The 20,368-nt window shown below is 71.8% G+C and carries 7 protein-coding genes; 2 read left to right on the top strand and 5 right to left on the bottom strand.

Annotated features, from left to right (window positions below):
- Positions 1 to 53: 53 nt before the first annotated feature.
- Positions 54 to 11,489, bottom strand: coding sequence for a PA14 domain-containing protein (locus tag SERN_RS04500; RefSeq protein ID WP_135848857.1), 11,436 nt, complete (start codon positions 11,487 to 11,489; stop codon positions 54 to 56).
- Between the two features lie 549 nt (positions 11,490 to 12,038).
- Here SERN_RS04500 and SERN_RS04505 point away from each other — a divergent pair.
- Positions 12,039 to 13,595 (top strand): hypothetical protein, encoded by a 1,557-nt coding sequence (locus SERN_RS04505; protein WP_135848858.1) that lies wholly within the window; start codon positions 12,039 to 12,041, stop codon positions 13,593 to 13,595.
- 65 nt (positions 13,596 to 13,660) lie between these two features.
- Here the strand turns inward: SERN_RS04505 and SERN_RS04510 are convergent, their stop codons facing one another.
- Genes SERN_RS04510 through SERN_RS04525 form a run of 4 tightly spaced genes read right to left on the bottom strand, consistent with a single transcriptional unit; the run spans position 13,661 to position 18,844 of the window.
- On the bottom strand, positions 13,661 to 14,359 hold the full coding sequence (locus SERN_RS04510) for a nucleoside/nucleotide kinase family protein (RefSeq protein ID WP_233251456.1): 699 nt from the start codon (positions 14,357 to 14,359) through the stop codon (positions 13,661 to 13,663).
- Entirely contained in the window at positions 14,356 to 15,252 is an 897-nt protein-coding gene (locus SERN_RS04515; protein ID WP_135848859.1) for a PfkB family carbohydrate kinase, read from the bottom strand. The genes SERN_RS04510 and SERN_RS04515 overlap by 4 nt, the downstream gene beginning before the upstream one ends.
- A gap of 23 nt (positions 15,253 to 15,275) precedes the next feature.
- Positions 15,276 to 16,304, bottom strand: coding sequence for a transglutaminase family protein (locus SERN_RS04520; protein WP_233251457.1), 1,029 nt, complete (start codon positions 16,302 to 16,304; stop codon positions 15,276 to 15,278).
- Positions 16,301 to 18,844: a circularly permuted type 2 ATP-grasp protein gene (locus SERN_RS04525; RefSeq protein WP_135848860.1), complete on the bottom strand. Its 2,544-nt coding sequence runs from the start codon at positions 18,842 to 18,844 to the stop codon at positions 16,301 to 16,303. Before SERN_RS04525 ends, SERN_RS04520 begins: the two co-directional genes overlap by 4 nt.
- Before the next feature lie 236 nt (positions 18,845 to 19,080).
- On the opposite strand from SERN_RS04525, the gene SERN_RS04530 reads away from it, so the two are divergent.
- Complete coding sequence (locus SERN_RS04530) at positions 19,081 to 20,325, top strand: S8 family serine peptidase (RefSeq protein ID WP_199241491.1); 1,245 nt, start codon at positions 19,081 to 19,083, stop codon at positions 20,323 to 20,325.
- Positions 20,326 to 20,368: the final 43 nt, after the last annotated feature.

Below are 20,368 nucleotides of genomic sequence, written 5' to 3' on the forward strand. Positions count from 1 at the left end.
GAGGGCGGGCAGTTGAGTCAACCGCCCGCCCTCAGCCTGCGCCACGTGGGACGCTACGGCACCTTGACGATCTCGATCGCCGACACCTTCGGCTGGTCGACGGTGGACGTGAACGTCATGTTCAGCGTGCCGTCGGTCACCGCGATGGTGTTCGTCGTGATCAGGGCCGTCATCGGTGCCACCCGGGCGTTGATGTCCAGGTTGGCGATCTCCACGGGTCCGCCCTCGAGGTTGACGGAGAACACGCGCTTGCCCGTGCCACCCGCTCCCCCGCCGGTCGCACCGTGGTAGATCTCGGCGAAGTGCAGCTTGACCTCGTACGTGCCGGACGAGCTGACCGGCACGTTGTAGGAGAAGGTGCCCGGACCCGTCGTCGCCGAACGCTCGGTGCGGTAGAGCGCATCGTTCGTCGTGCCGAGGATGTCCGTGATGGCGTTGTTGGCGTACGTCTTGCCTCCGGAGAAGAAGGCGTCCGCCTGCCACGTCACCCCACCCAGGGTCAGCGCCGGGCCACCGGCGTTGATCCGGATGGGCGCCGCGACGATCGCGCCGGTGTTGATCGCCGCGACCGCCGAGGCGGTCGCGTTGCCCGACGCGTCCACGGCCACCACGCGGTAGTGCGTGGTCGCTGCGGCAGCCGCTCCGTTGTCACGGAACGTCGTGCCCGTCAGGAGCGCACCACCGAGGTTGGTCCACGGCCCGGTGGCCGAGGTGCCGCGCTCGATGCGGTACCCGATCAGGTCGGCGTCGGTGGACGCCGCCCAGGTCAGGTCGACGCCGGTGGCGTTCGCGACCCCCGTGGGTGCCGCGGGCGCCGTCGGCGCGGTCGTGTCCGAGGACGCGACCGGGAGGACGTTCGTGACGAGGTAGACGTTGTCTTGGAAGTCGCAGTTCGTCGGCCCGGTCCCGCACTGCGCGGGCGAGTTGATGTAGTCGTGCCCGGCGAACCAGGAACCCGGAACCACCTTGCCTGCGGCGTCCTTGACGGGCCACATCTTGACGGCCATCCACTGCGTCTGCGTGGTCGACTGACCCGCCACCGTGATCCCGAAGTTGCCCGTCGGGTTGGTCGAGATCGCGGTCTTGGTGCCGTCGCTCTTCAGCGGGTAGATCGCCTGGCCGTAGGGCCCTGCGTGCGTGGCGGAGGCTCCGTTGATGTTGAAGTTCTCCGTCTGGCCGCAGCAGCCGTGGAACGCGGCGAGCTGGACCGCCTGGACCGGCTTGGTGTTGTCCAGACGCTTCCACTGGAAGGACCGGACCTCGTCGCCGTTCAGCGGTGCACCTGGGATCTCCGACCCGTTGCCGATGCTCGTGGCCGAGGCCGGGACACCGGACGTGGTCGTCGAGCCGTAGAGCTGGAAGATGTGCTCCAGCGACAGCTCGCTGCCACCCTCGGGCGCCGTCATGTAGCCGCCGCGCAGCTGGACCACGCGGTTGGCCGCAGCCGGGTCGCTCGTGGCCATGGTCAGCGTGCCGGTGCGCACACCTCGCCCGCCGTTCGTGGCCACGAACTTGACGGTCAGCGGGACGGAGGCGCCCGGGGCGATCAGGAGCGGGAGCGTCGGCGCGCCGACGATCTCGAACTGACCGGTGGCGCCACCGAGGTCCAGCGACGTGATGCGCAGGTCCTTGGTCCCCGTGTTGCCTACGGTGAGCGTCACGGTGTCGTTGAACTTGAGCGACTGGTGCGTCTCGGCGGTGCCCAGGCTGTTGACCCGGTGCATCACCAGGACGTCCTCGTACAGACCGGGGATCGGCGTGCCGTCGCCCTGACGGACGACCTGCCCGTTGGTCAGCTTGACCGTGCCCCCGATGTTGAGGACCTCGAGGGTGAGCGTGCGGGTGGAGGTGCGGCCCGCGGAGTCCGTGGCCGTGACCACGACCTGGTGCGTGCCGACCGCGGCGACCGTGAACGGTGCCGTGTAGGGCGTCGCCGCGCCGCCGTCGAGCGTGTAGCTCAACGAGGCGAGCGTGGCGTCCGAGGCCACCGACGCCGACAGGTCGACCGTGGCCGCCCCGCCGTTGTAGGTGCCCGCGACCGCGGTGCCGTTGACCCGTGCGGTGATGCTCGGGGCGGTGAGCGCGGTGCCGGAGATCCGGACCCAGTTCAGCTTGGTGTTGACGCCGGTCGGCGTCAGCGTGAGCCGTCCGTCGGTCACCTGGACGGTGGCCGACCCGGTGCCGAACGGTGCAGCGCCGGTCGGGGTGTAGTTGGTCACGAGGGCGACGCCCTCGGCCGAGACGCCGTGCACCGAGTCGGTGAAGCCGGCGTCGCCGACCGAGACCTCCACGGTGTAGGTGCCGTTGGCCAGCGCGCGCTCCCACGTGCCCACGGTGCCGCCGGAGATCGGCTCACCGCTCGTCGTCGTCGCCTGCATCAGGATCAGGCCCTGACGCGGCTGGTCGTTGGTCGGGTAGGTGATGCCCGCCGCGGCCGCGGTGCGCAGACGCGTCATCGCGGAGCGGTCGGTGGGCGTCCCCGCCACCAGCCAGCCGGAGCCGGACGTCGCGTTGTACGCGGCGCCGGTGTCGGCCGTCCAGCCCGCCGGCACCGGGGCGCCGGTGGGACGGAAGCTGTAGCTGAGAGACGTCGTCGGCGTGGTGGGCGCGAGGCCCTCACCCTTGATCGAGACCCAGTTCAGCTTGGTGTTGGTGCCGCCGTTGCGGATCGTGACCCGTCCGTCCGTGACCGTCACCGTGCGCACCCCGATCTGCTGGGGCGTCGTGGCGGTCGGGACGAACGAGGTGATGACCGGCTGTCCCTCGACGCGGACGCCGTGCGTGGAGTCCAGGAAGTTCGCGTCACCGACCGAGACCGCGACCTCGTAGGTGCCGTTCGGCACCGCGTACTCCCAGAAGCCGTTGGTGTAGGTCGGCTGCGTGGCGTTGTCGAGGAAGGCGAAGCCCTGCTGCTGCGCGGCGGTCGGGAACGCGATGCCCCCGGTGGGCGCCGTGCGGTAGCGCGTGGCGTCGGGCCGGGCGATCGGCTGCGAGGTGGCCTCGTTCAGCCAGCCGTAGCCGCGGTCGACGGCGAACGCGCCGCCGGTCTCCGCCGTCCAGCCCTGGGGCACCGGGGTGCCGGTGGGCTGGAACGTCATCTTGACCTGCGCACCGTCGGACGGGTCGTCGCCGCCCGGGTCGACCACGCCGACCGGAACCACGTCGACGAAGCCGATCTTGGTGTTGACGCCGCCGACCGGGTCGATGGTCAGGTGGCCGTCGGTGACGGTCACCGTGCCCGTGGAGACCTTGTGGCGGGTGTTGGAGCCCGCCGCACCGGACGGCGTGAACGCCGTCAGGATCGTCGTGCCCTCGGCCCGGATCAGGTGCGACTCGGTGTCGGTGCCGACGGTGGGGTCACCCACGCCGACCGTGACCTCGTAGGTGCCGTTGGGCACCTGGAGCTCCCAGTAGGCGTTGACGTTCGTGCCGTTGAAGGTGCCGGCGACGTTCGTCGGCTGCATGTGCATGAAGCTGTCGAGTCGCGCGTCCGCCTGGGCGGAGTTGCGGTCACGTCCGTTGCCGGGCGTGGTGCCGCCGACCGAGATGTCCAGGTCGTCCTCGGTCGTCTGACCCTTCCAGCCATAGGTGAGACCGGTGCCCTGGTCGGAGCCCGTCTTCGGCCCGAAGGCCTGACCGAAGTCCCGCAGGTAGCCGGCCACGAGACCGCCGGCCGCCGTCGTGAAGTCGACCTTGATCGCCGAACCGCCCGAACCGGTGTCCGTCTTCGGCTTGATGCCGGAGACGACGAACAGGTAGTCCTGGTAGTCACCGTTCGAGGCGTCCTCGAACGCGACGACGTAGGTGTTGGCGATGAGCACGCCGCTGCGGTTCTTCGCCGGGTAGATCCGCGCGCGGTGGGCGTTGGCGGCCGGCGTGTTCAGCCGGTCCTCCGTGAACCCGTAGCGGTTGAAGACGCCGGAGAAGTAGTAGAAGCCGAACTCGTTCGCCCCGGGGTCGAAGCTCATGGTGCTGCCCGCGGTGACCGGGGGCAGGAGCGACTGGTAGCCGCCACCGACGGTGTTCGTGCCGTTGATCGCGCCGAGCTGGCGGCGGTCGGCGGCCGTGCCGTCGCCCGTGTACCAGCCGAACGGGATGTTCTCCGGCGGCGCGTAGTGCGCCAGCGGCTTCCACGAGACGGGGCCGGTGCCGGAGCGGACGAACAGCGGCTCGAGCACCTCCTCGCCGATCGCGGCCGGGTTCATCCCGACCTCGAGGTTCGTCCAGCCGATGTTGATCTCGTAGCCCAGCGTGCCGAGCACGGAGTTCAGGGGCGGCTCGTTGCCACCCTCGATGCCGTTGGTCGACAGGCCGTAGAGACCGAGGTTGATCGTGGTCTTGCCGCCCACCAGGGTCAGTCGCGCGGAGCGCTCACCGATGGTGGTGCCGGGGGTGAACCGGACCTGGACCGTGGCCGAGGCGCCGGCCGCGAGGGTGGTCGGGAGGGAACCGACGACGGTGAACTCCGCCGCGTTCGTGCCCGTGATCGACCCCGTCAGCGCAACGGACTCGGTCGAGGAGTTCGTGATCGTGAACGACTCGACGTCGGTCTTCTGAGCGGCGCTGGCGTTGCCGGCGTTCGACTTGGCCGCCGAGAGGACGAGCTCGTCCTTGGAGACCTTGACCGTCGCCGCCTGCTGGCTGGCCGGGACCCGCAGCAGGTACAGCTTCTGGGCCGAGCCGGCGCGGTCGTACTGGTTGATGTAGAGGTTGCCGTTACGCGTGTCCTCGACGACCTCCAGCGGGTCGTTGAAGCCGCCGACGCCCTGCATCGTCGTGTTCGGGACGCCGGTCAGACCGACCTCCGTCTGCGCGCCGAGCACCTTGCCGGTGGCGGGGTCGACCTGCATGAAGATCAGGTCGTTGTTGTTGGAGAAGCGGACGACGACGAGGGCCTTCGCGAGCTGACCGCCGAACGTGGAGCTCTGGTACTCGAGCGCGCCGTTCGGGGACTTGTTGAACTCGAAGTCGTACGCGACGCCCTTGTAGTTCGACTCGGGCAGGACCGTCGGCAGGTACTTGGTCTGGTTGCCGGCGGCGCCACCGCCCCACTTCGGGGGGTTGGCCGGGTCGTTGCCCTCGTGCAGGACCCACTCGCAGCGCGTCGGGTTCGGGTGGCCGTAGTAGCCGCCCTCGACGACGTCGTAGAGGTGGTCGCGCTGGGTGGGCACGTTGGACGTGGGCGGCACCGAGCGCGGCGTGTACGTCGCGTCCCTGGCGTCGCGCGCCCGGCAGGCCGCCGTGACGTCCTGACCGTTGACCGAGGCGAACCCGGGGATACCGGCCGCGGCCTGACGCGTGTAGGTGTTCGTCGCGGCGTTGTAGGTGACGCCGGGGGTGTTGCCGCCGGCCGCCGTACCGTTCGTCGGCACGTAGATGTGGCCGTTGGAGTGGTAGACGAGGTCGTAGGCGTTGCGAATGCCGGTCGCGTAGATCTTGAGCGGGGCGTCCGTGGCGTAGGGGTCGTAGGTCCCACCCTGCGCCGTCTTGACCGAGAGCGGGTTGTCACCCTCGGCGTCGGTCACGGCCGCGCGGACGCGGGCGTGGTCGGGGTCGAAGTGGAGCAGCGCCGCGGTGAGCAGCTGCTCGCCGCGCTGGCCCCACGTGCCGTCGAGGTCACCGCCGGCCTGGTTGGAGCCCTGGAGGACGTAGATGTCGCCGCCCGGGCCGTAGATCATCGAGTTGGTCAGGTGGTCGGACTGTGACCGGGGCATCTCGGTGAAGACCTGCTTGCGGTTCTGCAGGTTGGCACCGGTCAGCTGGCTGATGCCGCTGGCCCACTGGTTCTGCTCGTTGGAGACGTTCGGCGAGGTGTTGGTGACCCACAGCTTCAGGTCGCCCGCCGTCGAGCTCTGGTCGAACAGGAGACCGATCATGGCGATCCCGGCGTAGCCGAGGTTCTCCATGTTCGTGAGCGTGCCGTCGGTGTTGACGGTGAAGCGGAACAGACCCTGACCGATGGTCGAGCCGTACAGCTTGCCGTCGGGACCGAAGACGAACGACGCCCAGTACTTGCCGTCACCGATGGGCAGCTCGACCTTCTCGAACGCGATGTTCGTGAGGGGCTTGAACTCGCTGCTGCCCGGGTCGACGACGCCGGCACCCGTGGTGAACACGGACTCGAAGGGCACCCAGGCGTTGCCGAGGCGGTCCTTGACGCCGTTGCTCACCGTGAACCGGTACGCGGTGCGCGGGGCAAGGGGCTCGGCCGGCGCGAAGTTGATCGTGTCGTTGCCGCCGGAGGTGTTGACCGAGCCCGCGACGGCGGAGCCGTCGGAGACGCGGAACAACTGGACGTTGCCGGGCATCGTGGCGTCGTCGACGCCGAAGCCGGCGTACGGCACCTTGATGGTGGCGGCGACGCCGCCGTTGGTGTCGGCGTCGAGCGACCGGTTCTCCGGGAACACGGTCCAGATGTGCGGGCTCGTGTACTCGATCGCCTTCACATCGACGTAGGCGATCTTGGTGTTGAAGCCGCTCTTGGGGTCGAGCGTCAGACGCCCGTCCCAGACGCCCACGGTGACCGTGGTGGTGCGGAACTCGGCCGCGGCGGTGGCCTGGTAGGCGTTGATGCCGACCGCGCCCTCGACGTTGACCGTGTGCTGGGAGTCGTACGTCGTCGCGCCCATCTGGTCGCCGACCGCCACGGTGACCTCGTAGAGGCCCTCCGGAACGGCGAGCTCCCACGTGCCCTCGGTCTTGACACCGTTGGTGCCGTTGCCGTTGTCGACGTCCCCGTACTGCATGTGCAGCATCGAGTCCAGACGCTCGTCGATGCCGGGACGGTTGCGGTCGCGTCCGTTGGTCAGGAGCGCGAGGTCCTTGCCCTCCTCGTCGACCCAGCCGTAGGTCAGGCCGGTGCCCTGGTTCGCGCTGCTGCGCGCGCCGTAGGCCTGGCCCCAGTCCGCGACGTAGCCGCCGGCCGGCACCGCGTTGGCGGCCGTGAAGTCGACCTTGATGTTCGTGGTGTTGGGGACGCGGGGACGGGAGAGCGCCTCGTTGGAGCCGGTCGAGACGTTGCCCGCTCCGTCGACGGCGACGACCGAGTAGAAGTAGGTCGTGCCGTTGGTGACGGTCCGGTCGACGTACGTCGTGCCGGCCACGAGACCCGTGCCCGAGATGACGATGCCATTGGCGGCAGCGCCGGGCTCGAGCGAGCGCTTGACCCGGTAGCCGACGGTGTCGGTGGAGGCGCTGGCCGCCCAGGTCAGCGTGACGGAGGTGTCACCGGGGACCTGGGTGAGCGTGGCGGGTGCGTCCGGGGCCGTCGTGTCGGGCACGAAGGTCCAGCCGCCCTGCACCTCGTTGGACTTCGCCGACTGGTTGCCGGCGGCGTCCACGGCCGTGACCACGTAGAAGTACGTGGTGTTGGCGACGGCGGTGGTGTCGGAGAACGTGCGCGTGGTGAGCAGCGCGCTGTTGAGCGGGGTGCCGAGCGGCGCCCCGGCCGACGTCGCCCGGTACACGCGGTACCCGACGGTGTCGGTGGAGGTGCTGGCGGCCCACGCGAGGGCGACCGAGGAGTCGGCCGCCGTGGCGGTCAGCGCGGTCGGAGCGGCGGGGGGCGTGGTGTCGCCACCCTGGCGAGCCCAGTCGAGCTTCAGCTTCGCAGCCGACTTGCCCTGGTAGTACTCGACCGCGAGCGTGTGCGGTCCGTTGCCGAGCTGCACGGTCGCCGTGCGCGGCTCCCGGCCGTTCGAGGCGAACCACGCGTCGATCACGAGAGTGCCGTCCACACGCAGGCGCATGCCGTCGTCGTGGAGCGCGGTGAAGGTGTAGCTGCCGGCGCCCTCGTCGATGGTCCGCGTGAAGCGGGCCGAGTACTCGGCGGCGGGGATGCCGTTGCCGGGTGCGACACCAGAGGCGTGCGCGAAGTCGAGCGCCGTGGTGCAGGTCTCCGCGATCGAGGTGCCCGCGAAGGCTCGCCCCGCGAAGTACGTGCCGGTCCACTTTGTGGGAGCGCAGGTGGCAGGCGGCTGGCCGGCCACGTACGTCATGTCGACCTTGAGTCGCGCCGCGGACTTGCCCTGGTAGTACTCGACGACGACCTGGTGAGGGCCTGCAGCGAGGTCCACCGACGCGGTCTTCAGCTCCCGACCGTTCGATGCGACCCAGGCGTCGATCACGAGGGACCCGTCCACGTACAGACGCATGCCGTCGTCGTGAAGCGCCGTGAAGGTGTAGGTACCGGCACCGCGGTCGACCGTGGTCGTGAATCGAGCGGAGTACTCGGAGGTGGGCACACCGTTGCCCAGCGTGCCACCCGAGACGTGACCCTGATCAATGGCCGAAAGGCAGTCCTCGGCGATGGCGACACCGGCGAGATTGCGGCCGGAGAAGTACTCGGTGGTCCACTTGGTGGGGGCGCAGGTGGCAGGCGGCTGGCCGGCCACGTACGTCATGTCGACCTTGAGTCGCGCCGCAGACTTGCCCTGGTAGTACTCGACGACGACCTGGTGAGGGCCGGCAGCGAGGTCCACCGATGCGGTCTTCAGCTCCCGACCGTTCGATGCCACCCAGGCGTTGATGACGAGCGAGCCGTCGACGTACAGACGCATGCCGTCGTCGTGCACGGCCGTGAAGGTGTACGTGCCGGCGCCGCGGTCCACGGTGCTGGTGAAGCGCGCCGAGTACTCGGCGGCGGGGACGCCGTTGCCCAGAGCAACGCCGGAGACGTGTCCCTGGTCGATGGCGGTGACGCAGTCCTGCGCGATCGGCACGCCGGCGAGGGCGCGACCAGCGAAGTACTGCACCGACCAGCTGGTCGTCGCACACACCTCCGGACCGCCGCCGGGCACCGTGACGGAGACGGTGTTCGAGGCGACCGAGCGACCGGTCGTGCCGGCCGCGACGAGCGCGTACCGGTAGGTGGTGCCGGCGGCCACGGTGGCGTCGGTGTAGCTCGTGCCGGTCAGGCCGGACGCGAGCGGGAGGCCCGTGGTGGAGACGACGAGTGACGTCGAGCGGTACAGGTCGTACGTCGTCGCACCCTGGACGCCGGCCCACGTGAGGGCGGCGGAGGACCCGGAGAGCGTGCCGGACAGCACGGGCGCCGCGGGGGCGACCGGGGCGGCCGGGACGACGGCGGAGGCCTCGTTCGAGGCGCCGGAGACGAGCCCGGTGCTCCCGACCGCGACGACCGCGTAGTGGTAGGTCGTGCCCGCGGCGACACCGGTGTCGGAGAAGGCCGAGGCCGTCAGCGGCGTGGCGTTCAGCGGGGCACCGGTGACCGCGACCGGGGAGGTGGTGGAACGGAACACGTTCCACGTGACGTCGGGCGCGGTGGCCCACGTGAGGCTGACCGAGGCGTTGTTGGCGCCGAGCGCGGCGGCCAGGTCGGTCGGGGCACCCGGGGCGACCGGCGCCGCGGGGACCTGGAGCGTGGCCTCGGCCGAGGCCGGGGAGGCTCCGCCGACGTTCTTGGCGACGACGACGTAGTGGTAGGTGCTGCCGGCGCTCAGGCCGGTGTCGGTGAAGGTGGGCGACGTGAGCCCGGCGACCAGGGGCTGGCCGGTGGTGGCGACGGGAGAGGTGCCTGATCGGAAGACCACGTACTCCTCGGCGCCGTCGACGGCGGACCACGCGAGCGTGGCCGAGGTCTTGTCGGCGCCGAGCGTGGCGGTGACGCCCTGCGGGGCGGTGGGCGCCTCGACGGCGTCGGCGACGAGGTAGACCTCGAGGAACGACAGCTTCGTGTTGATGCCGCCGGCCTCGACGGTCAGCTGACCGTCGGTGACCTCGACGGTCGCGACGCCCTGCTCGAACTGCGGCCCGGAGGTCGCGGACGGCTTGAAGTCGGTGATGACGCTCTGGCCCTCGACCTTGATGGTGTGCGTGCTGTTGTAGTTGCCCTGGGAGCTGTCCCCGACGGCCGCGACGACGGCGTACGTGCCGTTCGGGACGTCGTGGACGTAGGTCCCGCGCTCACCGTTCACACCGGTCGTGCCGGGAGGGGTCGCCTCGCCGTACGCCATGTGGATGATCGACAGCAGGCGGGAGTCGCTCGGCTGACCGGCGTCGGCGGTGCGGACGCGGGTGTTGATCGAGAAGTCGAACGGGGTGGCGTCGTCCGCCGTCACCCAGCCCGACTCGGCCGCTGCCGTGTAGGCAGCTCCGGAGTCCTTCGTGTAGCCGGTCGCCGCTGCTGCGGCGGCCGTGGTGAAGTCGATCTTCGCGATCGGCTCGCCCTCGGGGGCGGGCGTGGTGCCGGCGACCGTCGCGGCGGGCGAGACGTTGCCCGAGCTGTCGACGGCGACGACAGCGTAGTTCCAGACCTGGCCGACGAACGTGTCGTTGTCGGTGAACGTGGTGCCGACCAGCGGCGTCGCGCCTCCGAGGCCGTTGCCCGTCGTGGCGACCGGCGTCGTGGCCGAGCGGAAGACGCGGTAGCCGACGACGTCGGTGTCCGCCGGGGCGACCCACGCGAGCGGGGTGCTGTCGGTGGCCGCAGCGGCCGTCAGGTTGGTGACGGCGGCGGGCGGCGTGGTGTCGAGCTGCTGCACGGCGAAGCGCTCGAACGGCAGGACGATCGGGGCGGTCTCGGCCATGTTCCGCTTCGTGCCGAAGATGCCGCCGACCCCGGTCGAGCCGGCCGTCTTCACGTTGCCCGTGAGGAGCGCGCCGTCGACGAAGTTGCGCGGCAGGGGGATCGTGCCGATGTTGACGGGCGCGCCCGTGCCGATCTGGTAGGAGCCCGTGGCCGAGTTGGCGGTGCCGTCGATGTCGAGCTGCAGCGTCACCGGCGTCGTGCCCGTGATGGTGGTCCTGGTCGTGTTGAAGAGCTTCTGCGTGGTGGTGTTGCCGGCGTCGGTGTTCGCGACGCCGTTGACCTCGGTGATGAGCTGGATCTGGCGAGCGGTCGCGTCCGGGGCGGCCACGACGAACTTGACGTAGTTGTCGTCGGTCGGGCCGAACCACAGGCCCCCCTGGGCCGAGCTGGTGGCGGCGTCGGGCATGGCGAAGGTGGTCGTGAGACGGACCTTCTTGCCGACGGTGTCGAGCGGGACGCCGAGGGTGTTGTCCTGCTTGTTCTTGGTGGTGTCGTTGCCCGACGTGCCGAAGACGCCGAACGCGATGCCCTTGGACGTCGTCAGGTTCAGGCGACCGCCGGCGACGCCGAGGTTCTGGGGCAGGTACGCGCTGCGCTGCGTCGCGTCGGTGGCGTTGATCTTGCTCGAGGCCGGCTGCACGATGCTGAAACCGGTGGGGATGTCGCCGGCGCCGTTGAGGCCACCGTCGGTGCCGGTGAACTCCAGGGCGACGTCGTTGTCGGGAGCCACCTCCGACGGGGTGAGGGGGGAGTAGGGGGCGGAGGCCCACGTGGTCGGGTCGGCCGGGACGTCAGCGATGGGGATCGCGGCGGCGGGGACCGCCGACAGCACCATCGTCGTCGTCACAGCGGCCGCCGCGAGCGCGGCGACCGCGCGCGTGCGCCGTCGACTCGCTCGCGTGAGGCCGGAGAAGGGATCGGGTAAGACAGGTCGACGCATCGGAGGTCCTCTCGAGAACGGGGTCTCAGGCACAGGATGCGGACGCGCTTCGGTGAAGCCGTGAACGTCGTTGTCGGAGCGAATTCCCACGCACCTGGTACCTGCTCGAAAAGTAGGCGACGATTCCTACCTCAACAAGGCGCGGAAACTTCGTGAGACGTGAGGTATGCGGACCTCAGGACCGTGGAATCGGTGCCATCGCTGGCTTTCCCCGGGTTTCCGCTGCTCGCGGCCCACCCAGGGTTCTCCCATAAATATGGTGGCGCTAACAGTCCTAACCGACCCACTGCGCAATTCCTGAGCATTTCCTAAATAAAACGGGCCGTGCGCCACCCCGCGCAAGGAACGCCGCATTCCCACTGACGCATAGGGAGAACATAGATTCTCGTTGCAAAATTTCGACCATCAGAGAACCAGCGTTGTCGCGCGGTTTGACATCCACTGGATCGCCCGTGCGCCTGTGTGGGCAGGCCGGGTGCGACGTGAGCCGAGTCACCACTAGGGTCGAGGCACCGCGGGCGCTGATGCTCGCATCTCCTGGGGGAAACCATGATCGACTCACGCCTGCGCGCGCTGTCCACCGCCACCCTGGCGGCCGTCGCGATCGCCCTGACCGGACCGGCCGTCGCGAGCGCCGCACCCGGCGCCGCCGCACCGAGCAGCCCGGTCTCGTCGGAGGTCGTCACCGACGACCTTCCGGCGGCCGACGCGAACGACGCCGACGCCGACGCCGACGCCGGGCAGCCTGCCGCGCCGTCGCCGTCGCCGTCGCCGGTGCCCACCGAGGACGTGGACGACGAGCTGCCGGCGGAAAGCGCCGACCCGATCATCGACGGCGGCACGGACGAGGAGCCGTTCGAGCCGATCGATGGCGAGGTCGAGGCGGCGCCGACCGCCCCCGAGGAGTCGGAGGTCGCCACCGACGCCGTGCTCATCGCCGCCGAGGAGTTCTACCGCGATCTGACCATCCCGATCGACGGCGTCGCGGACTTCGGTCCGGCCTCGGCGTTCTCCCCCATCACGCAGGGTGTCGATCCGGAACGTGTGACCTACTTCTTCTACGCCTCGGGCGCGGGAGAGCTCGTCCAGTCCGGCGAGCTCAAGACGCCGGAGGGCGTCTGGTCCGTCGATCCGGTCACGACCGTCGTCACGTTCACCCCGCTCCCGGGTTACGCCGGAAACGTGCCCGCCCTGGGTGTCACCGCCAGTGTCGTCACGATGGACGGGGGGAGTCGCGCTCACGGCAACCTCTTCGTCGAGATCGACGACGTCGAGCTGACCGCTCGCGACGGCCTCGACCGCGTGCCGGTGGGCTGGACGGCCTTCTTCGCCCCGCTGGTCACGCTCGTCACGCCCGGCCAGTCCGAGGTCCTCGGTGTCGAGCTCGTCGATCCGATCGACGGCCCGACCATGGCCGACAGCGTCGAGGTCCCCGGCGAGGGCACCTGGCGCATCGACGACGCGACCGGTCACATCACGTTCGAGCCCCTGCCCGGGTTCGCCGGCCCGGTCACCCCGCTCGGCTACGTCGCGTGGGACGCCAACGGCAACAACGCGCGGGCACTCCTGCGGGTCGAGCTGCTCGTGCGCCCGACCGCCTCGGACGCGTCAGCCACGGTCACCGCGGGCTCCCCGGCCGTCTTCGACCTGGACGCGATCACCGCTGCGGGGACGGCGCCCACGACCGAGTGGGCCCTGGTCTCCCCCGCCACCGGCGCCGCGGTGCGCGACCTGACCGTCACGGTGCCCGGCGAGGGTCTGTGGTACCTCGATCTCGCCAACCGCGACATCTCCTTCTTCGCGGAGGAGGGCTTCACCGGGACGACGACGCCGTTCGAGTACGTCGTGCGGGACGCGGACGCCCTCTCCAACAGCGGCACGCTCACCGTGACCGTCCTCCCGGCGGCCGCCGTCGCCCCGCACCCGACCTCGCCCGCCACAGGTCACCGCCCGCACGGCGCGCTCGCGGCGACGGGCGCAGACGGCGCGGCCGTGGCCGGTGGCGCCGCGACCGGACTGGTGCTGGTGGGTGGGACTCTCCTGGCCCTCCGACGGCGGGGCGCCCGGGGCAGCTCGGCCCCCGTCACGAACGGCGAGCTCGGCTAGGCGAGGCCGCCCCCGACGACGGCTGCCCGGTCACCCGACCGGGCGGCCGTCGTCGTTCTCGATGGTCAGACCAGTCGCCACACGTGGTCGGCCGCACCGGCGGTGGCCGCGATCTGGCGCGCGTTCAGCTCGTCGCTCCCCAGCGACCGCTCCCTCGCCTCGCGCGGTGAGCGCCCGAACGACTCGTGGCGGGCGACCAGCCGCGCCCGTCTCAGGTCCTCCGGCGGTGCCACGAACCACACCTCGTCCAGCAGGCCGGCGACGTCGCGCCACGCGCCGTCGCCGCGCAGCAGGTAGTTGCCCTCCGTGATCACGAGCGGCACGTCCGGCCGTACGGGGACGGCCGAACCGACCGGCTCCTCCAGGTCACGCCGGAACAGCGGGGCGAGCACCACCCCCGCGAGGGAGGGATCCACGTCCTGGCCGCCCCGCGCGCGCGGGGCGCGCAGGCGCCGCAGCAGGGCCACGTAGCCCTCGGCATCGAACGTGTCGGCGGCGCCCTTGCGTCCCTCGCGACCGAGCGCGACCAGCACCTCCTGCGCGAGGTGGAAGCCGTCCATCGGGACGACGACGGCGAGGTCCGGCCCGAGCACCTGGGCCAGGCGCTCCGCGAGGAACGACTTCCCCGCGCCCGGGGCGCCCACGAGGCCGAGGATGCGCCGCTCCCCCATCGCGGCGAGCTCGCCTGCGCGCTCGGCGAGCGCCTCGATCGTGACGGGCACGGGCACGGGCACCGGCACCGGCGAGGCCCCGGCACTGCTCACGCAGGACCCCCACCGTCGCTTGCGAGGCCGGCCGCCCACGCGCGCGGGCCCGCGTGCTGCACCCGCAACGTGGCGACCCGCACGCCGAGCGCGACCGCCTCGTCGACGTCGGCCCCGTGCGCGACGGCGTACGCGTAGGCGCCGTGGAAGGCGTCGCCCGCGCCCAGCGTGTCCACCGCGACGACGTCGGGCACCCCCACCGTCCCCGTGCGGCCACCCTCCCACCAGAGCACGGGGGCGCCACCCCGCGTGACGACGACCGTCCCCGCCCCGAGTCGCCGCAGCGCAGCCGCGGACGCGACCACGTCCACCGTCCCGGGCGCCCGCGCGTCGGCCGAGCAGACGACCGCGTCGACGAGCGGCACGAGCTCCTCCATCACCGGCTTCCAGCGCCCGAGGTCGAGCACCACGGGCACGCCGGCGCCCCGGGCGGCCGAGCCGACCGCCACCGCGAGGCGCGGGTGGTGGCCGTCGACCAGGACGACGTCGGCGGCCTCGAGGAGCGCCCCGAGCCCGGCGTCGGACGGTGCGGCGGCCGTGCTCGCGACGGCGTCGGAACCGACGACGCTGCGCTGCCCCGTCGTCGCGGCGACCACGATGGTGGACACGGGCGGGGCGCCGACGTCGTCGGGCGAGGCGTCCACGACCCGCACGCGCTGCTGCTCGAGCTCGGCGCGCACGAGGGCGGCGGCGGGACTCCGCCCGAGCGCGGTGAGCAGGGTGGCCTCGCCGCCGAGGGCGGCGAACGCCACCGCCGCGTTGGCCGCGGGGCCGCCCGCGGAGAGGTGGGTCGCCGTCGCGGTGACCTTCTCGTCCGGACCAGGGGGGACCTCGACGTGCTGCGCGACATCGAGGGTGGCCAGGCCGACGAACAGGCCGCGTGCTGCAGTCATCACCCCATCCTGCCGCGCGGCGGTCAGCGCCCGCGCGCGCCGGCCCGGGGCGGCCCCGACGTCACGTGCGAGCTGCGCACGTCCTCGACCTCCTGCGCCGACAGCTCCATCAGGTCCACGCCCACCTTCAGCGAGGACCCCTTGCCCTCGGTGAACACGATCCCGCGCAGCGGCGAGACGTCCCGGTAGTCCCGGCCCCAGCCGAGCACCACGTAGCGGTTGTCGATGAACTGGTCGTTGGTCGGGTCCACGTGCAGCCAGCCGCCGCCGGGCACCCAGACCGACGCCCACGCGTGCGACGCGTCGACGCCGCGCAGCTTCGGCCGCCCGGGCGGCGGGTTCGTCTCGATGTAGCCCGAGACGTAGCGCGCCGCGAGCCCCATCGAGCGCACGCACGCGATCAGCAGGTGCGCGAAGTCCTGGCAGACGCCCTGCCGCTTCTCGAGCAGCTCGGGCAGGCGGGTGTGGATCGTCGTCGAGCCCGACTTGTACTCGAGCTCGGAGTTGATGCGCGAGCACAGGTCGGCGACCACGTGCGCCAGCGGCGTCCCCGGCCCGAACGACGGCGCGGCGAACGCCCGCACCTCCTCGGTCAGGTCGATCATCTGGGACGCGAGCATCGCCTCGGAGACCGCGATGACGGCGTTGCCGTTGACGCCGTGGCCGCTGTCGCCACCCCGCCCCGGCGCTCCGAGCGTGTGCGTCACCTCGGCCGCCTGGCTCCACGAGATCATCGGCATCCGGTCGACCTGCGCCTGCTTGCGCGTCACCGTCAGGACGGACTCGGCGAGCACCTCCAGCTCGGAGTGCTCCGTGTCGACCTTGAAGTAGCTGGACCGGTTGCCGTGGAAGTCGCGGTGCTCACCGGTCTGCGCCGCGGTCGGGGAGATGTGCAGCGCCGAGGTGTGCACCTGCTGCCCCCCGCCCTCGCGCGGCAGCATGACGGCGCGCCCGTACGAGCTCGTCACCACGCCCGGGTAGGTGTAGGTCGTGCGGTGGGCGAGCCGGTAGTGCCGCGCACCCGTCCTGTCCTCCTTCTGCCTGCTGCTCACGTGAGCTCCCCGTTCTCCTCGAGCGCTCCGCGGGACGACGGCGTCGCGAACGTCCCTGAGGCGTCCAGCCACGGCACCGGCACCGGGTGGGTGAAGTGCACGCGCGCGATCTCGTCGCCGAGCTCGCGCAGTCGCCAGCTCATCGACTCCAGCGTGGTCACGAGCGTCGTGCGGTGGCCGTCGGCGTCGGGCGTCGCGATCGTCGCGAGGTCGAGCTCGTCGAGGAGGTCCACGACGTCGCTCAGCAGCTCGTCACGCGTCCGCGTGCCGCGCGCGGGCGCGGGCACCTGGTCCAGCGACGCGGCCAGCTCGCGCAGCTGGAACCGCAGCGAGCGCGGGTTGTGCTCGTCGAGCAGCAGCAGCGCGAGCATCGACTCCACGCGCGGCTGGCTCTGGTAGCGCCGGCGGTAGGTGATGGCGCTCTCGTGCGCGATCAGTACCGACTCGATCACGAGCGAGTCGTCGGCCCGGCCGTGCACGGTGTGCAGGCTGGCCACCAGCACGTCGACCAGCTGCTGCGACCGCTCCAGGCGCCGTCCGGCGTCCATGAGGCACCAGCCGACGTCGCGCTCCATCGACTCCGCCAGGATGCCGGCGATGGCCAGCAGTCCCTCGATCAGGCGCGCGGCGACGGGACCGACGTCGGCGACGGCGTCGGGATCGCGGTCCTGCCGGCGACGCTCGGCGGACAGCGCCCGCTCGAGCGCCGACAGCGCCGCCCAGGTGTCGGAGGAGAGCTGGTCGCGGACGGACGACGCCGAGCGCGCCATCCGCGCCAGCGCGTGCGCGACCGTGCCGGGCTGGCGCGCGTCGAGCACGAGGCGCGCCGGTTCGCCGTCGCCGACGACGTCGATCAGCACCTGCCGCAGCACCGCCAGGACGACCGGCTCGTCGGACCCCGGCCGGAGCGGGAAGCCCGACGTCGTCGTGACCGAGTAGTCGCTGAGGCGGTCGCCGACGGCGCGCACGAGGCGCGTCGTGCCCTCGGCGCGCTCGGTGTAGCGGCCGAACCAGAACAGGTCCTCGGCCGATCCGGGCGAGATCGAGGTGGGCAGGCTGACCGGGCCGGGCCCGGCGTCGTCCGTCGCCCACGGGTCGCTGTAGGCGTGCGGCAGCGACGACAGGACCCAGACGTCCTTGGCGGCGTCGTTCGGGCCGGGTTCGACGACGTCGGAGCCCGCCGCCGCGATCCGCGCCACTCCCCCGGACATCACCTCGTAGCCGTCGGCGCCGGAGACGGCGAAGGTCCGCAGCTGCGTGGGCCGCGCCTCGAGCAGGCCGCCGTTGACGGCCGGCGTCGTGGAGGCCTCCACGCGCTCCTGACCGACCCACAGGTAGGGCTCGGTCGCGATGCGCACCGCCAGGTCGGCGCGCTCGGCGATGGTCAGCTCCCAGCCGCGCAGCACGGGCGCGCCGGGCGCCGTCGAGCGGATCACGAGCCGGTCGAGGTTGGCGATGACGTGCGAGCACATCGACCGCTCGCCGCACCAGTACGTGACGGTCGAGGGGATGATCAGCTCCTCGCCGAGGATGCTGCGCGCCAGGCGGGGCAGATAGGTCAGCAGACCCGGGTTGTCGATGACGCCGCTGCCGAGCGGGTTGACGATCGTGACGCCGCCGTTGCGGGCGACCTCGACGAGGCCGGGGACGCCGAGGCGCGAGTCACCGCGCAGGTCGAGCGGGTCGCAGTACTCGGCGTCCACGTGGCGCAGGAGCACGTCGACCGGCTCGAGCTTGCCGAGGGCGCGCATCCAGAGCCGGCCGTCCTCGACGACGAGGTCCTCCCCCTCGACCAGCGGGTAGCCCAGCATCGTGGCGAGGTAGGCCTGGTCGAACGCGGCGGGCGAGTAGGGGCCGGGGGTCAGCAGCGCCGCGCGCGGGGTCGTTCCGGCTCCGGCGGGGGCGGCGTCGCGCACGGCGCGGCGCATCGCCTGGAAGAAGGGCCCGATGCGGCGGATGCGCGCGTGCCGGTAGAGCCCCGACAGCACCTCGGCGACGATCCGGCGGTCCTGCATCGCGAACCCCATGCCCGACGGCGTCTGCGCGCGGTCCGCGAGCACCTGCCAGCTGCCGTCGGCGTTGCGGGCGAGGTCGGTCCCGACCATGAAGAGCTGGTGCACGCCGGGGTTGCGGATGTCGTTGACGGCGCGCACGAACCCGGGGTGGCCGAGAACGAGCGCGGGCGGGAGCAGGCCGCTGGTGAGCAGCTCGGCGTCGCCGTAGACGTCGGTGAGGATGTGGTCCAGGAGGAGGGCGCGCTGGCGCAGGCCGGCCTCGACGTGCGCCCACTGCGCCTCGTCGAACAGCACCGGGAGCGGGTCGAGCAGCCAGGGCCGCTCCTCGTTCCCGGCGCCCTGGCGGACACCGTTGTTGGCGAGCAGCTCGACGACGTCGTGGGAGCGGGCGGCGAGCGCCGCGCCGTCGTGGAGGTCGACGAGGTCGGCCATCTGCGCCCAGGCCTCGCGGGCGGCTCCCGTGGACTGCAGCATCTCGTCGTGCCCGGGGCCGGCGGCCCGGTAGCCGGCGAGCAGGTCAGTCATCGGTTCTCGTCACAGAAGTCTCTTGTCTTCGTCAAGTCGGCGTTCTCGGCGTCGTCTCCGGTAGCGCGGCGACTTGGTCAGGATATTACCGAGGGGCACCGACGTCACGGTTGGACCGGGGTGAGTCCCGACGTGCGGTCACCTCCCCGGCCGGGGGTGACGCGTGTCGGTGGTCGATGCTCTGATGGGGCCACCGACGAGCGGCACCGGCCGCTCCCCAGGGAAGGACGGCGATCATGACCTCACCGGACGAGCGCGGCCCCCGCACGGGTGCCACCGGACGCACGATCGTCGTCCTCGACGAGCGCGAGGGATCGGCGCCCGACGTGCTGGGCCGGCTGGGGGTGTCCTGCGTCAGCGCGCGCGACGTGCGGCGCGGTGGCGCGGGTGACGGCTCGGTCGGCACCGCAGGCATCGGCGACCCGGTGCCCCCGGGCTCCGCCGTCGTGCTGGACGCCCTGGGTATCGCGATCCTCGCGGACGCGCCGCCCGTGGTCGCGGAGGCCGCGGCCGACCCGGGCGCGAGGGGTGTCGTGACGGCGGAGCCCGAGGTCTGGGTGCACACGTTCCCCGCGACGCCGGCACCCGCCCCGGGCACGACGTTCGCCGACACCGCGCTCGCGACCTGGGGCCTGATCGCCACCGGGGTCGCGACGGACGAGGGCCGGGGCTCGACGGCGTTCGACGGCGCCGGCGTGCTCGTCGCCGTCCTGGACACCGGGATCGACGAGAGGCATCCGGACCTCGCCGGGCGCGTCCGGCTCGCGCGCTCCTTCGTGGCGGGCGAGGCGGTGCAGGACGGCAACGGGCACGGCACGCACGTCGCCGGCACGATCGGCGGACCCGCCTCGCCGGTCGGCGGACAGCGGCGCTACGGCGTCGCGCCCGGGTGCGACCTGCTGATCGGGAAGGTGCTCGGCGACGCGGGCAGCGGCACGTCGGGCGGCGTGCTCGAGGGGATGAACTGGGCGATCGAGCAGGGGGCGCACGTCATCTCGATGTCGCTCGGCTCGGCGGTCGCCGAGGGCGAGGGGCCCCTGCGGTACTACGAGGCAGCCGCCCGCGCCGCGCTGCGCGCCGGGACGCTCATCATCGCGGCGGCCGGGAACGACGGGGACCAACCGGTGGGGTCGCCCGCCAACTGCCCCTCCGTGCTGGCCGTCGCCGCGCTCGACCACCAGCTGGTGCGCGCCGAGTTCTCCTGCATCGCGATCAACGGTGACGGCGGCGAGCTCAACCTCGCGGCCCCCGGCGTCGGCATCTACTCCGCGTTCCCGCTCGCCCAGGACTCCTACGCGACGCTCGACGGCACGAGCATGGCCACCCCGCACGTCTCCGGTCTCGCAGCACTGGCCGTCCAGGCGGCGGGGGTCCGGGGTCAGGACCTGTGGAACCACCTCGTCGCGCACGCCCGCCCGCTGACGCAGGGCGAGAATCTCGTGGGTCGGGGGCTGGCGGTGGTGCCCCTCGTGTCTGCATGATGGAGCGCACGTCCCGGTCGCGCCGTCGGGACGAGGCGACAGG

This window comes from Serinibacter arcticus (assembly GCF_004786095.1).
GTDB lineage: Bacteria > Actinomycetota > Actinomycetes > Actinomycetales > Beutenbergiaceae > Litorihabitans > Litorihabitans arcticus.

What these genes read in the sequence shown, in the direction of transcription:
- SERN_RS04500 (WP_135848857.1), bottom strand. Translation starts at nt 11,489, where the DNA reads ATGCGTCGACCTGTCTTACCCGATCCCTTCTCCGGCCTCACGCGAGCG.
- SERN_RS04505 (WP_135848858.1), top strand. Translation starts at nt 12,039, where the DNA reads ATGATCGACTCACGCCTGCGCGCGCTGTCCACCGCCACCCTGGCGGCC.
- SERN_RS04515 (WP_135848859.1), bottom strand. Translation starts at nt 15,252, where the DNA reads ATGACTGCAGCACGCGGCCTGTTCGTCGGCCTGGCCACCCTCGATGTC.
- SERN_RS04525 (WP_135848860.1), bottom strand. Translation starts at nt 18,844, where the DNA reads ATGACTGACCTGCTCGCCGGCTACCGGGCCGCCGGCCCCGGGCACGAC.
- SERN_RS04530 (WP_199241491.1), top strand. Translation starts at nt 19,081, where the DNA reads ATGACCTCACCGGACGAGCGCGGCCCCCGCACGGGTGCCACCGGACGC.